General features: G+C 45.1%; 14 protein-coding genes and 1 pseudogene. All 15 read right to left on the bottom strand.

What is annotated here, in order from left to right; genetic code table 11:
- A partial coding sequence (locus tag B3014_RS06880) for a GTP-binding protein (protein ID WP_289286931.1) occupies positions 1–347 on the bottom strand: 347 nt, incomplete at its 3' end.
- 195 nt (positions 348–542) lie between these two features.
- Positions 543–845, bottom strand: coding sequence for a DUF2818 family protein (locus B3014_RS06875; RefSeq protein WP_289243292.1), 303 nt, complete (start codon positions 843–845; stop codon positions 543–545).
- Between the two features lie 8 nt (positions 846–853).
- Positions 854–2,287 carry an NADH-quinone oxidoreductase subunit NuoN gene (gene nuoN / locus B3014_RS06870; RefSeq protein WP_289243291.1) on the bottom strand — a complete coding sequence of 478 codons (1,434 nt, stop codon included), beginning with the start codon at positions 2,285–2,287 and terminating at the stop codon, positions 854–856.
- 15 nt (positions 2,288–2,302) lie between these two features.
- Positions 2,303–3,814, bottom strand: a complete 1,512-nt coding sequence (locus B3014_RS06865; RefSeq protein WP_289243290.1) for an NADH-quinone oxidoreductase subunit M — start codon at positions 3,812–3,814, stop codon at positions 2,303–2,305.
- A 20-nt stretch (positions 3,815–3,834) separates the two neighbouring features.
- Entirely contained in the window at positions 3,835–5,781 is a 1,947-nt protein-coding gene (gene nuoL / locus B3014_RS06860; protein WP_289243289.1) for an NADH-quinone oxidoreductase subunit L, read from the bottom strand.
- 3 nt (positions 5,782–5,784) lie between these two features.
- On the bottom strand, positions 5,785–6,090 hold the full coding sequence (nuoK, locus tag B3014_RS06855) for an NADH-quinone oxidoreductase subunit NuoK (protein ID WP_091712823.1): 306 nt from the start codon (positions 6,088–6,090) through the stop codon (positions 5,785–5,787).
- Positions 6,087–6,686, bottom strand: a complete 600-nt coding sequence (locus tag B3014_RS06850) for an NADH-quinone oxidoreductase subunit J (RefSeq protein ID WP_289243288.1) — start codon at positions 6,684–6,686, stop codon at positions 6,087–6,089. Before B3014_RS06850 ends, nuoK begins: the two co-directional genes overlap by 4 nt.
- Positions 6,687–6,698: 12 nt before the next feature.
- A complete protein-coding gene (gene nuoI / locus B3014_RS06845; RefSeq protein WP_286304048.1) occupies positions 6,699–7,190 on the bottom strand; it encodes an NADH-quinone oxidoreductase subunit NuoI in 492 nt (163 codons plus the stop codon).
- The gene (gene nuoH, locus B3014_RS06840) at positions 7,187–8,245 is read right to left on the bottom strand and encodes an NADH-quinone oxidoreductase subunit NuoH (protein WP_289243287.1); all 1,059 of its coding nucleotides are present in this window, start codon (positions 8,243–8,245) and stop codon (positions 7,187–7,189) included. The genes nuoI and nuoH overlap by 4 nt, the downstream gene beginning before the upstream one ends.
- On the bottom strand, positions 8,242–10,578 hold the full coding sequence (gene nuoG / locus B3014_RS06835; RefSeq protein WP_289243286.1) for an NADH-quinone oxidoreductase subunit NuoG: 2,337 nt from the start codon (positions 10,576–10,578) through the stop codon (positions 8,242–8,244). The genes nuoH and nuoG overlap by 4 nt, the downstream gene beginning before the upstream one ends.
- A gap of 13 nt (positions 10,579–10,591) precedes the next feature.
- Positions 10,592–11,869: an NADH-quinone oxidoreductase subunit NuoF gene (nuoF, locus tag B3014_RS06830; RefSeq protein ID WP_286304045.1), complete on the bottom strand. Its 1,278-nt coding sequence runs from the start codon at positions 11,867–11,869 to the stop codon at positions 10,592–10,594.
- Positions 11,866–12,378 carry an NADH-quinone oxidoreductase subunit NuoE gene (nuoE, locus tag B3014_RS06825; RefSeq protein ID WP_414683048.1) on the bottom strand — a complete coding sequence of 171 codons (513 nt, stop codon included), beginning with the start codon at positions 12,376–12,378 and terminating at the stop codon, positions 11,866–11,868. The genes nuoF and nuoE overlap by 4 nt, the downstream gene beginning before the upstream one ends.
- Positions 12,375–13,628, bottom strand: coding sequence for an NADH-quinone oxidoreductase subunit D (locus B3014_RS06820; protein ID WP_286304044.1), 1,254 nt, complete (start codon positions 13,626–13,628; stop codon positions 12,375–12,377). The genes nuoE and B3014_RS06820 overlap by 4 nt, the downstream gene beginning before the upstream one ends.
- A complete protein-coding gene (locus B3014_RS06815; RefSeq protein WP_289243285.1) occupies positions 13,628–14,287 on the bottom strand; it encodes an NADH-quinone oxidoreductase subunit C in 660 nt (219 codons plus the stop codon). Before B3014_RS06815 ends, B3014_RS06820 begins: the two co-directional genes overlap by 1 nt.
- Positions 14,288–14,302: 15 nt before the next feature.
- Positions 14,303–14,461: pseudogene (locus B3014_RS06810) on the bottom strand (NADH-quinone oxidoreductase subunit B); the annotation flags it as partial.

Here is a 14,461-nt window from a genome sequence, read left to right as displayed (position 1 = left end):
GTTTCTGATTGAGGCTCAACACCACCACTACCACAGAAAACACCGATACCACCATCCAGTACTTTTAAAGAACGATATACTTCGATAGTGAAGTCAACGTGTCCTGGTGTATCAATAACGTTTAAACGGTGACCTTTCCATGCACATGTGGTAGCAGCAGACTGAATGGTAATACCACGTTCAGCTTCCTGATCCATGAAGTCCATAGTTGATTCACCTTCGTGAACCTCACCAGTTTTATGAATTTTACCGGTCAGTTTCAGGATACGCTCAGTTGTTGTGGTTTTACCCGCATCAACGTGGGCGAAGATACCTATATTTCTGTACTTGGATAAATCAGAAGCCATAATCCTGTCTCTATTATTTGAATGAACAATTCGTGCATTTACACGGAGTTAAACCCGCCAATTCTAAACTAGAATCTTTGTATATGCACACATTTATAAGTAAAAAAGCGACAAAGTGCTATATGTCGCCATTCGATAAATTTACACGCTGCTAATGTCAGCATGATGTTAAAGCATTTGCGGGATATGCAAGTGCTATTTGAATTTATATTGCATAGGCAACCATTGGTAACGATATACAACCCCCGGCACTGACAACACCAGAAATAAACTCAAGACCGTCACAAAAAATTCCCAGCCTTGTGTATACACCTCACCAGCAAACCGAATTTCAAACGCGATACCGATACCAAGACTAATGAAAAAATACACCGTTAGCTCAAAAAGTCTTATCCAGTTTGATTTATGTTCCAGTGGATAAACAAAAAAAACACGATCACCAATCCACGGTAAGTTAGCCAACACAAGAAACAGCCCTAACATAAGCCAGATAGACATCTTATTCCTCAAGAAAAAACAGTCGAACAAATCGACATTAATAAGCCAGGAAATATCCCCAATACCAGTACCAACAGTGCGTTAATACTCAATACAAACGCCGCTGAACCAGAGTAATTAAATGCGTATGTCTCATCTGTTTTATCGAAATACATCACTTTGATTACCCGTAAATAATAAAAAGCACCAATGACTGACATCACCACGGCAACTAATGCTACGGCCAGCATATCAGCATCAACGACGGCTTTTATCACACCTAATTTGGCATAAAATCCCGCTAATGGTGGGATACCGGCCATTGAAAACATCAAAACCATCATTAACAAGGCTAACCATGGATGCTGTGAACTCAGCCCTTTATAGTCATCAATATTATCCGCCTCGAACCCATAACGACTCATCAGTAAAACCACACCAAACGTCGCTAAGGTCATCAATGCATAAATTAATGTATAAAAAAGTGATGCGGCATACCCTGCTTCAGTCCCAGACAACACACCCATCAATAAAAAACCAACATGAGATATCGTTGAATAAGCCAGCATACGCTTAATATTGGTTTGTGCGATAGCGACAAGATTACCGATTATCATCGATAAAACAGCCATCAACATCAGCATCGGTTGCCAATAGGTTTGTAAGTCTATCAGTCCATCCACTAATAATCGAATCAACAAAGCAAAGGCGGCCACTTTAGGGGCAGCAGCAATGAAAAGAGTCATGGCGGTGGGTGCCCCGTGATACACATCAGGTAGCCACATGTGAAATGGCGCAGCACCAAATTTGAAGCCAATGCCAATAATGACAAAAACCAGAGCAAAGCTCAGAATCGTATCACTGCTCGATGAAGCATAGATGGCCGTTGCCACCTCCTGCAACATCAAGCTACCTGTAATGCCATAAATAATGGACATGCCATACAAAAGCATCCCTGAAGCGATTGCACCCAAAATGAAATATTTCATTGCAGCCTCGGTAGCCATCACAGAGTCTCGATGCATGGCGACCATCGCGTAGAGGCAGAGAGATAGTAACTCCAGTCCTAGATATAAGGTCAGAAAATGATTCGCTGACACCATAATGAACATACCCAGCGTCGCAAATAAAGCGAGAACATAAAACTCGCCCTGAAGTAATTGGCGTACCCGTAAATACTCAACGGAATATAATAAAACGCACATATTAATCAGACAGATAGCTACTTTTAATATGTCGCTGAGAGCATCCTTAACATAGGTATCAGAGAAAGTTGTGCCTGACTCTCCCCATGACAGCATGACTGTCAGCAGGACAAGGAATAAACTGAGTTGGCTGAGACCATAACTCCAGTTAATTTTTTTATTACCGGTAAAAGCCACAAACAACAAGACAACACAGGCCATTGCCAGCATGACCATTTCCGGCAATGCAAACAACATATTTGGCACTTGATAGTTCATTATCCGCTGTCCTTTTTATAGCTTGGATTGAGCCACTTGCGTTAATAAATTCTCAACAGAAGCGTGCATGACATCTAATAAGGGATCAGGCCATAGGCCCAGTAGTAATATAATGACAGCCAAACTGGCTAACAGCATAAATTCACGCGTATTAATATCTTCCAGCTGAGCCACCTGTTGATTCATGACCTCACCAAAAAATACGCGCTTAACCATCCATAAAGTGTAAGCCGCTCCCAGAATCAAGGTCGTTGCCGCCAAAAATGCAAACCAGAAATTTGCCTGAAAAGCGGCTAAAATCACCATAAACTCACCCACAAAACCCGATGTGCCTGGCAAACCAGCATTCGCCATCGCAAAAAACACGGCAAATGCAGTAAATGTCGGCATGGTATTAATCACCCCGCCATAAGCACTGATTTCGCGAGTATGCATACGGTCATACAACACGCCAACGGACAGGAACATGGCCGCTGAAATAAAGCCATGTGAAATCATCTGCACCATCGCGCCTTCGACAGCCAAGACAGCGCCACTCCCGGTGGATGAATTAAAAAATATTCTAAAAACAATAAACAAGCCCAAGGTCACAAACCCCATATGAGCAATACTTGAATAAGCAATGAGCTTTTTTAAATCCGACTGTACGAGAGCAACAAAACCGATATACACCACAGCAATCAAAGACAAACTGATTAATAACCAATCCAAGGCCATGCTGGCATCCGGTGCGATAGGTAAGGCAAAACGAATAAAACCATAACCACCAATTTTTAACGTGATGGCCGCCAAAATAACGGAACCACCCGTTGGTGCTTCCACATGCGCATCAGGTAGCCAGGTATGCACTGGCCACATCGGCACTTTGACCGCGAAGGCGATCAGAAAAGCAAAAAATAGCCACGTTTGTTCTGTCATAGACAACGCGACCGAATGATAATCAAGTAATGAAAAGCTGCCCGCTACATGATGCAGATACAGCAACGCGATTAATAAAAAGACTGAGCCAAAGAAGGTATATAAAAAGAATTTGATTGTGGCATAAACTCGATTCGGCCCCCCCCAGATGCCAATAATCAAAAACAACGGAATCAGCATCGCTTCAAAAAACACATAAAATAAAATGGCATCAAGCGCTGCAAAAACCGCTAGCATCAAGCCTTCCATAATCAAGAAAGCGGCAAGATACTGATTCAAACGGTAGTCGATAACACGCCAACCAGCGATAACGACTAAAATCGTTGATATCGTGGTCAGTATGATCAAGGGCAGAGAAAAACCATCAATACCGAGATGATAATTGATATTGAATGACTCAACCCAGGGATAGAACTCAACGAATTGCATGTTTGCAGAGGCTTTATCAAAGCCTAGATAAAGCCCAAGTGATAAAACAAATGTGAGGCTACTAGCCGCTAAGGCCAACCATTTACTCATATAAGGACGCTCATTCAGGAATAAGCTAATCATCCCTGCCAGAATAGGTAGCCAGATAATGAGACTGAGTAAAGGAAGTTGAGCCAACATGAATGCCTAGTCCGTCCTTGTCACACTACAAAAAAAGTGAGAAGTAGTCCCACCCCGATGATCATTGCAAACGCATAATGATACAAATAGCCAGTCTGTAACTGTCTGGCTAATCGTGAGCACCAAGCTACCGTCTTCGCTGTGCCATTCACCAACGTACCATCTATCAACAAGCGATCACCAATTCGCCATAAAAGCTGTCCCAAATGTCGGGAGCCGCCAGCAATGACTGTTTGATTAAAGTCATCAAAGCCATATTTATTGATGAGAATACGATAAATAAACTGTCCCTTTTCTTGTATCACAGCAGGTAACTCAGGACGACGCAGATACAAAAACCAGGCGATGACTATACCAGCCATGGCAAGCCAGAATGGCAGCGCAGTCAGGCCATGAATGATAAAACTGACAATGCCATGGAAGTCCTTTGCTTGTTCAGCCAGCACATCATGTGCAGAAGACACGTAGATGGCCTCAGCAAAAAACTCACCGTAAACCATACTGCCTATCCAATAACCGGCAATCACAGAAGGAATCGCTAACAGAACCAGTGGTAATGTGACGACCCAAGGTGATTCTTTAGGCTGATGCCCATGGTCAGTGTTAAATCGGGGTGTGCCATGAAACACCATAAAAAACAGTCGGAAACTATACAGAGCCGTGATCAATACTCCCGACAACACGGCAAAGTAGGCAAAGCCATGTCCGGTTAACTCGGAAGCATGCACCGCTTCAATGATGGCATCTTTAGAGAAAAATCCAGCCAGACCAGGAAAGCCAATCAAGGCCAGCGAACCAATCAGACTTGTCCAGTAAGTGATGGGCATATACTTTTTCAGCCCACCCATTTTTCGCATATCCTGCTCATGGTGCATGGCAATAATGACTGAACCCGCCGCTAAAAAGAGTAAAGCTTTGAAAAAGGCATGAGTCAACAAATGAAACACACCTGCCGCATAAGCAGAAACACCAAGCGCTACAGTCATGTAACCCAGCTGCGATAATGTCGAATAAGCAATGACACGCTTGATATCATTTTGAACCAAGCCGAGCAGTCCCATAAACAAGGCTGTAATGGCACCGATAATCAACACAAATGACAATGCTGTTTCAGAAAGCTCGAATAACGGTGACATACGCGCCACCATGAAAATGCCTGCGGTGACCATAGTGGCGGCATGAATCAGGGCTGAAATAGGCGTCGGCCCTTCCATCGAATCAGGCAACCAAACATGTAATGGCACCTGTGCTGATTTGCCCATGGCGCCGATAAACAACAAGATGCAAGTCAGCGTCATGACAGACCAAGCCGTATCTGGAAAAATGCTGATTGTTTGCTCTGCCATTTGTGGTGCTTGTTGAAACACAGCCAGATAATCCAGACTACCCGCATACATCAACACGGCAGCAATGCCCAATAAAAAGCCGAAGTCCCCGACTCTATTCACTAAGAAAGCTTTGAGGTTTGCATAAATCGCCGTCGGCTTTTTGTACCAAAAACCAATCAGTAGGTAAGAGACTAACCCCACCGCTTCCCAGCCAAAGAATAACTGCATGAAGTTATTTGCCATCACCAACATCAACATGGCAAACGTGAATAAAGAAATATAACTGAAGAAACAACAGTAGCCATCATCATCGTGCATGTAGCCAATGGTGTAGATATGCACCATCAATGATACAAAGGTCACCACCGTCATCATCACTGCACTCAGTGCATCAATCATAAAGCCGACTTGAAGCTGTAATGAGCCGGCTTGCAACCACTGATAGACGGTGTCGTTATATGTCATCCCATCGACTATCACCAGTTTTAATACCCAGGTGGACAGGAAAAAAGCCACACCGACTGAAAAGATTGTAATGCGATGCGTCCAGCAACGGCCTAAATGACGACCAAACAAACCTGCTGCAATACTGCCAAATAACGGCGCGATAACAATGGCAAGCAGTAAGCTCTGTGGCATCCCCTACCCCTTTAACCTATCCAGATCAGACACATTAATGGTGCTGAGGTTACGGAATAACACCACCAGAATGGCCAGCCCAATTGCCGCCTCCGCTGCTGCCACTGTCAAGATGAAAAACACAAACACCTGACCAGCGGGGTCGCCGAGAAAGTGTGAGAAAGCAATAAAGTTAAGGTTGACCGCTAGCAGCATTAACTCAATACACATCAATAAAATGATGATATTTTTACGGTTCAGAAAGATACCCGCTAAAGACAAGCTGAACAATATGGCAGCGAGAATAAGATAGTCAGATAAAACAATCATGGTTCAGAGCCACCTCCATCTTGTTTTTTGCTGCGTAGATCAACCATTCTCACCCGGTCTGTCGATTTAACGGCCACCTGTTTGGCTGGGTCCTGCAATTTACGATGGTGCTCACGTAATGTCAGCGTGATAGCGGCAACAATGGCGACGGTCAGGATCACAGAAGCAATCTCAAACGGATACACATAAACGGTATACAACAAACGACCCAGCATTTTTGTATTACTGCCGTCAGTCGCTGCTGCGTCACTAATATCAAATTGAGGCGCATTCAGCACGGCAATCATTTCCACCACAATCACAGCAGCCACAATAATCCCTAATGGTAAATACCGTGTAAAACCTTCTTTCAGCGGGGCCAGATCAATATCCAGCATCATCACCACAAATAAAAACAGTACTAATACCGCGCCCACGTAGACCAGCACCAAACTGATAGCAAGAAATTCTGCCTCCAACATTAACCAGATACCGGCACTGGTGAAAAAAGCTAAAACCAAGAATAAAGCGGCACGCACGGGGTTACGCACAGTGATAACCATGGTGGCGGCAAACACTAAAATGGCTGCAAAGAAGTAAAAAATAATTTTTTCCACTAATTTGTCATCCTAACGATAAGGTTCATCAGCAGCACGATCCGCAGCAATCTCTGGCTCATATTTATCCCCGATTGCCAGTAATTTATCTTTTGTAATGATTTGTTCACCTCGGTTTTCAAAATGAAACTCAAAATGTCGTGTTTCAACAATCGAGTCGACCGGACAAGACTCCTCACAAAAGCCACAATAAATACACTTAAATAAGTCGATATCGTAGCGTGTAGTACGGCGACTACCATCATCTCTGGGTTCAGTTTCGATAGTAATGGCAAGTGCAGGACAAACCGCTTCACATAACTTACAACCAATACAGCGCTCTTCCCCATTGGGATAGCGCCTTAAGGCATGCAGTCCTCGGAATCTTGGTGACTGTGGTGTTTTTTCCTCGGGATATTGCACCGTGACTTTGCCGGCAAACAAATAACGCCCAGTTAGACGAAGTCCCTGAATCAGCTCCCACAACAAAAAGCTTTTAAAAAAATGACGGAGACCTGACATCATCCCCCTCCCGCAGTGATGACTGGACTTTCTGTAAACCATGGCCCGATATCAAACACCTGGGCCGTCGACACAATAACTAACCAAACCAAGGTGACAGGAATAAATACTTTCCAGCCTAACCGCATAATCTGATCGTAACGATACCGAGGAAATGTCGCTCGGAACCACAAGTACATAAACAAAAAGATAGCTGTTTTCCCAAGCAGCCAGACTAATCCAGGCACCCAGGAAAACGCACTTTCCAACACAGGAATCCCATCAAAGGGTGACAACCAGCCACCCATAAACAGGGTCGCGGCCAGCATAGAGATCAAAATCATATCGGCGTATTCGGCCAGGAAAAAAATGGCAAACGCCATACCGGAATATTCCACATGGAAACCAGCGACAATTTCTGATTCGCCTTCTGCAATATCAAACGGCGCCCGATTTGTTTCCGCTACCCCGGAAATAAAATAGACAATAAATAAAGGAAACAGTGGTATGAAGTACCAGTGCCAGAAACCTCCTTGTTGAGCCAGTACAATTTCGCCAAGGTTCAAGCTACCGGCCGCAATCAGCACACCGACCAAAGCAAACCCCATCGCAATCTCGTATGAGACCACTTGTGCAGCACTACGCAATGCACCTAAAAAAGCATAACGGGAATTAGACGCCCAACCAGCCACCACTACCCCATACACACTCATGGAAGTAATCGCCAGGATATATAACAGTCCGGCATCAATATCTGCCAACACCATGCCATCATCAAAAGGCATCACCGCCCAGGCAGCCAATGCTGGCCCTATTGCCAAAACAGGTGCAACCAGAAACAAATATAAATTGGATTTTGCCGGGAAGATGACTTCTTTCATCAGCAATTTCAGGCCATCAGCTATCGGTTGCAGTAATCCCCAAGGACCGACTCGGTTAGGACCAATACGCGTTTGTATATAACCAATGACTTTACGTTCAGCGTAAGTCAAATAGGCGACTGATAGCATTAAAGGCACAATAATGAGTAAAATTTTAAATAGATTCGGCAAAATATCCTGTAAAAACATATCGATCATATGGCTGCCTCACTTTGAGAAACAGCGACCTGTCCAAACAGGCTGGCTAGACGGCTAGCGGCTTCCGTCGTTGCTGCAACATAAACACAACCATCTGCAATACTGTCATCAATCTCTAAGGGCAGTCGAATCACACTATCTTGTTGTGTCAGCGTCAATGGCGTTTGATGATTTAAACCGTGTTTTTCGGCTTCTTTTCTGTTGATGCGTGCAAACTGTATACGTTGCGTTTCTGGTGTTTTTTGTAGCGCTTCACTATGACGTAATAATGCATCAGTCCGGTACATCGGCACCTCAGAAATCATCATCAAGTCTGATTCCAGGTTAAGCGAATCGGGGATGTATGGCGGAGCCGGGTCAGTATTTCTCTCCGCTTGTTTCTGACGAACCTCATCCACCACGTCCTGTGACGAGATATAGTCAAACCCTTCTAGTTGGCTGACATTACCCAATACCCGCAGAATCTTCCAACCAGGGCGACTATCGCCTCTGGGCGCGACCGCACCAGCAAACTGCTGCCATTGTTTATCCAGGCCGATAAACGTGCCAGAAGTTTCAGTAAAACAGGCCATGGGTAAAATCACATCGGCCGTTTGTCTCAGAAACTCACTATCGTAACTATGTAGTGCCACAACAAAACTGGCGCGCTTTAGTGCTTGTTTGGCAATGGCTGGGACAGCAGTATCATGCAATGCGTCTAACCCCATCAGCACGTAAGCTCGGAGACTCTGTTGCCACATTTGCAGACTGTTTTTCGCTTCCTTACCAGGTAAGGTGTTGGCAAAGACATGAGCTTGGCTATTCGCAGATGGCATCACCATACAGCGACTGCCCGACAATTCAGCAATTTTCTGGACTAAAGCACGTATTTTTGCAGCATCGGGGTGATGATTAGCTAAGTCTCCCACAATCAAGGTGGCGGTCGCTGCGTTCGATAACTGCATAGCCACATTTTGTTCAAACGCAGTGGGCGTACGTTCCGGATATAGAGCATGCCATGCATCATCATCATTGGTCATTGACGATAATACTTTGGCAATGCCCGCTAAGGTGGAGAGCATGGCCTTGATATCCACTGCCATTTCAAACTCAACCGGCATCAGCAAGTCTGTCAGAAAGAAATTGATATTACTTACCACGGCACCATTTATCGCCGCTTGTCTTATACGATGAGCAAGAATAGGTTGCTCAGCCCGAATATGACTGCCGATAAGCACAATCGCATCACTGTCCTGTACATCTGCCAACGTCCAGCTCTCTATTGCGTACTGCTCGAGAGAGTCAGAAAAATCTTGCTGACGCAGGCGATGGTCAATATTCTCAACACCTAAACCGCGTAACCATTTCTGGAACAGAAAGGCTTCTTCCAGCGTCGCTGTCGGTGAAATCATGCCGCCCATTTCTTCGGCGCCATGTTTATTGATAATGGTTTGTAAACCTTTTACCGCTGTTTCCAATGCGGTTTGCCAGTCAACGACCTGCCAGTCACCCTCTACTTTAATCATGGGCTCAGAAAGTCGTTTAGGATGGGCCAAGCCTTGATAGGAGAACCTGTCTCTATCCGATAACCAGGCCTCATTGATAGACTCGTTATCTCTCGGTACCACACGCATCACATCATTTTGTCTGACATGCAGTTCAATATTAGAACCGATGGCATCATGAGGTGCGATGGAAGGATGGGCTTTCATTTCCCAGGCACGCGCTTTGTAACGGAAAGGTTTAGACGTTAACGCCCCAACAGGGCAGAGATCGATAATATTACCCGACAACTCAGAAACCAAGCTGTGCTCAACATAGGTACCAATTTCCATATGTTCGCCACGCCCAGTTGCACCGAGTTCTTTGACGCCAGCGATTTCCACACCAAAACGAACACAGCGTGTGCAATGAATACAACGCGTCATGTCCGTGCGAATCAAAGGCCCAATATCTTTGTCTTTGACGACACGCTTACCTTCTGTAAACCGACTGACACCTTCGCCATATCCCATCGACAGATCCTGCAACTCACATTCACCGCCCTGATCACAAATCGGACAATCCAGTGGATGATTAATCAATAAAAATTCCATCACACTGCGTTGAGCATTAATCGCGACTTTAGAATGAGTGAATACTTTCATGCCTTCAGTCACAGGCGTCGCACAGGCTGGCAGCGCTTTACGGGACTTATCAACCTCAACAAGACACATCCGACAATTGGCTGCTATCGACAGTTTTTTGTGGTAACAAAAACGTGGAATATCAATACCTGCCTCATCAGCAGCCTGAATAATCATTTTTGTTGAGTCCACTTTCAGTGGAATACCGTCGATTTCGATATTAACCATATCTACTCAGCCTTCACGCTGTGTTATCCATACACCGACCATGATCGATGTGGTATTGAAATTCTTCACGAAAATGTTTGATAAAACTGACGACAGGGGCCGCCGCCGCATCACCCAGAGCACAAATGGTATTGCCATTAATATTTTCAGCCACATCCACCAGCCGGTCTAAATCTTCTTGCTTGCCCTGCCCCTCTTCAATGCGCTTCACAACCCGATAGAGCCATCCAGTGCCTTCACGACAAGGTGTGCACTGACCGCATGATTCTTCATAATAAAAATAGGCAATACGTTGCAGTGCTTTTACCATACAAGTTGAATCATCCATGACTATGACTGACCCGGCTCCCAGCATGGAACGTCCTTTGGCAATCCCGTCATAACTCATATCGAGTCCCATCATAATCTCAGCTGGTACCACCGGCGTGGATGAGCCACCAGGAATTACGGCTTTTAACTGATGACCGTGCCGAACACCACCAGCCAACTCCAGTAGCTCAGCAAACGGCGTACCTAACGGCACTTCATAGTTACCGGGTTTATTAACATGCCCCGTCATACAAAAAATCTTACTGCCGCCATTATTTGGCGTGCCTAATTCATGAAACCAGTCCGCACCATGCTGCAATATCACCGGAATCGAGGCTAAACTTTCTGTATTATTAATCGTTGTCGGCCTGCCATATAAACCATAGCCAGCTGGAAATGGTGGTTTATAACGTGGCTGCCCTTTTTTCCCCTCCAAGGATTCGAGTAAGGCAGTTTCTTCACCACATATGTAAGCACCCGCGCCAATATGAGTATGAAGCTGAAAGTGAAAGCCACTGCCGAGAATATCCTTACCTAAATAGCCGGCTTCTCTGGCTTCTTCCAGCGCTGCCTCAAAGCGTTCTATAGGTTCAAAAAACTCACCGCGGATGTAGTTATATCCAGTCTGGGCTCCAATCGTATAACCGGCGATAATCATGCCTTCTATCAATTGATGCGGGTTAAACCTGAGAATATCGCGATCTTTACACGTCCCCGGCTCGCCTTCATCCGAATTACAGACAATATATTTATCACCGGGCAAACGTCTGGGCATAAAGCTCCATTTCAGTCCGGTAGGGAAACCAGCGCCACCGCGACCACGTAATGCCGAGTTTTTGATCTGCTCAATAATAGACTCAGGTTTGAGTTTATTGCTCAAGATATCTTCAAGTACCTGATAGCCACCGACCTGTCGGTAGGCATCCAGTGTCCAGGATGGTGAAAGGTGGTTGGTACGAAAACACACTTGATCCAGCTTCATGATTGGACCCCATCAATCAAGGCATCAATCTTTTCTTTGGTCAGGTACTCGTGGTATTGCTTATCCATCAGCAACATAGGTGCACCAACACAAGCGCCAAGACATTCCACTTCTTTTAGCGTAAACAAACCGTCTTTCGTTGTTTCACCTGGCTTAATCGCTAACCGTTGCTGAAGATGTTCGAGTATTTCCTCAGAGCCACACAACATGCACGAGATATTGGTGCACAGACTGATCTTGTGCTTACCGACGGGTTCCAGCTCAAACATGCTGTAAAAAGTCGCCACCTCATAAACACTGATATTCGACATGGATAAATATTCTGCCAAGGCATCCATAATGGCTCTGGAAAGCCAGCCACCATTAGCCTCCTGCAGGATATGTAAGCATGGAATGACGGCAGATTGAGCACGACCTATCGGATATTTAGCTATCCATTTATCCAGCGCTGCACGCAGTTGCTCAGTGAATAAAGTCTGTTTAGGTCCGGTCAATACCATCTCTGTCATCGGTCAATCTCACCAAACACAATATCCATCGTACCGATAATGGCAACGACATCTGCCAGCATATGGCCTTTTGCCATTTCATCCATCGCTGCCAGATGTGGAAACCCCGGCGCTCTGATTTTCACGCGATAAGGCTTATTAGCCCCATCCGAAATCATATAAATACCAAACTCGCCTTTGGGATGTTCAATCGCACTGTAAACTTCACCTTCCGGCACACAATAACCTTCGGTAAATAGTTTGAAGTGATGAATTAAGGCTTCCATATCATTTTTCATGGTGCTGCGTTTAGGCGGGGCGACTTTGGTGTCATCAACAATCACTGGCCCTGGATTCGCTCTGAGCCAATTAACGCATTGCTTAATAATACGATTAGATTCACGCATCTCAGCGACACGGACTAAATAGCGATCGTAACAGTCACCTTCCTTACCTATCGGAATATCAAAGTCCAATTGGTCGTAGACTTCATAAGGCTGTTTACGGCGTAAATCCCACTCAATCCCCGAGCCTCTTAACATCGGCCCTGAAAAACCGAGTTGAAGTGCTCGCTCAGGACTGACCACACCAATGCCTACAGTGCGTTGTTTCCAGATACGATTATCAGTTAATAATGTCTCATACTCATCGACACAGTGCGGAAAACGTTGGGTAAAGTCTTCAATAAAATCGAGCAGACTGCCTTCTCGGTTTTGATTCTTTTTCTTTATTTCTTTGTCGTTGTGCCATTTGGAAGCCTGATATTGAGGCATTTTGTCGGGCAAATCGCGATATACGCCGCCAGGTCGATAATAGGTAGCATGCATTCTTGCGCCCGATACCGCCTCGTAACAATCCATTAAGTCTTCACGCTCACGGAAGCAGTAAAGAAAGACCGTCATCGCACCAATATCCAGACCATGCGCCCCCAACCACATCAGATGGTTTAATACCCGGGTAATCTCATCAAACATGACCCGAATGTATTGGGCTCTTATGGGTACATCAATGCCAATCAGTTTTTCGATGGCCATCACATAGGCATGTTCGTTACACATCATCGACACATAATCGAGACGGTCCATATACCCAATGCTCTGATTGAATGGTTTCGATTCCGCCAGTTTTTCTGTACCCCGATGCAGCAGCCCAATATGCGGGTCGGCTCTGACTATCACCTCTCCATCCATTTCCAGAATAAGACGAAGGACACCATGGGCAGCCGGATGTTGAGGACCAAAGTTGAGTGTGAAATTTTTTATCTCAGCCATTATTTCTCATCCTTGAGATAACGGTTATCATCACGAATCACCCTGGGTACTAAGGTTCTGGGTTCGATACTGACCGGTTCATATACGACACGTTTTTTGTCTTCATCGTAACGCATCTCAACATTACCAATAAGCGGGAAATCTTTACGAAACGGATGACCGACAAAACCATAGTCTGTCAAAATGCGTCGTAAGTCAGGATGTCCATCAAAGAGAATGCCGAACATATCAAAGGCTTCACGCTCATACCAATCAGCACCAGTCCATACCTTTGTCACGCTGTCTATAATGGGTTGCTCGGCTGCCAATCTGACTTTTAATCGTAAGCGTTGATTATGTGTAATGGATTGCAACTGATAGACCACGGCAAAACGATACCCGTCTGTCACGGGTTCTGCATGTCCCAAGCCATCTACAGCCCGGCTAAAACCAAACTCTGTCGACTGTTTGGTTTCCCAACTACTCCCGCCATACTCTGAGTAATCTACACCGGCCAAGTCCATCAACTGTTCAAATTGATAGTCATCTCGTAAGGTCGTACAAACCTCAATAATGTGTTCAGCCGCCACATGCAAAGTAATTTCATCTCGAACCAGCTCACAATCCAGTAACGCATCTGAAAAATTCTGTTCTAGTTTGGCTTTTAAGGTTTGCATCATAAAAACAGGTCGCTATCAGGTTTGTCTGGCTATGGTGTTAGTACGATGAATTTTTTTCTGCAGCTGTAATATGCCATACAGTAAAGCTTCAGCAGTTGGTGGACAGCCTGGCACATAGATATCGACGGGGACAATCCGATCGCAGCCACGAACAACGGAATAAGAATAATGATA

The sequence above is a fragment of the Methylophaga sp. UBA678 genome (assembly GCF_002299105.1).
GTDB lineage: Bacteria > Pseudomonadota > Gammaproteobacteria > Nitrosococcales > Methylophagaceae > Methylophaga > Methylophaga marina.
This window is presented reverse-complemented; position numbering and strand designations above follow the sequence as displayed.

Coding starts and splice junctions, on each gene's coding strand:
- B3014_RS06875 (WP_289243292.1), bottom strand. CDS start 845: ATGTCTATCTGGCTTATGTTAGGGCTGTTTCTTGTGTTGGCTAACTTA.
- nuoN (WP_289243291.1), bottom strand. CDS start 2,287: ATGAACTATCAAGTGCCAAATATGTTGTTTGCATTGCCGGAAATGGTC.
- B3014_RS06865 (WP_289243290.1), bottom strand. CDS start 3,814: ATGTTGGCTCAACTTCCTTTACTCAGTCTCATTATCTGGCTACCTATT.
- nuoL (WP_289243289.1), bottom strand. CDS start 5,781: ATGCCACAGAGCTTACTGCTTGCCATTGTTATCGCGCCGTTATTTGGC.
- nuoK (WP_091712823.1), bottom strand. CDS start 6,090: ATGATTGTTTTATCTGACTATCTTATTCTCGCTGCCATATTGTTCAGC.
- nuoI (WP_286304048.1), bottom strand. CDS start 7,190: ATGATGTCAGGTCTCCGTCATTTTTTTAAAAGCTTTTTGTTGTGGGAG.
- nuoH (WP_289243287.1), bottom strand. CDS start 8,245: ATGATCGATATGTTTTTACAGGATATTTTGCCGAATCTATTTAAAATT.
- nuoG (WP_289243286.1), bottom strand. CDS start 10,578: ATGGTTAATATCGAAATCGACGGTATTCCACTGAAAGTGGACTCAACA.
- nuoF (WP_286304045.1), bottom strand. CDS start 11,869: ATGAAGCTGGATCAAGTGTGTTTTCGTACCAACCACCTTTCACCATCC.
- nuoE (WP_414683048.1), bottom strand. CDS start 12,378: ATGACAGAGATGGTATTGACCGGACCTAAACAGACTTTATTCACTGAG.
- B3014_RS06820 (WP_286304044.1), bottom strand. CDS start 13,628: ATGGCTGAGATAAAAAATTTCACACTCAACTTTGGTCCTCAACATCCG.
- B3014_RS06815 (WP_289243285.1), bottom strand. CDS start 14,287: ATGATGCAAACCTTAAAAGCCAAACTAGAACAGAATTTTTCAGATGCG.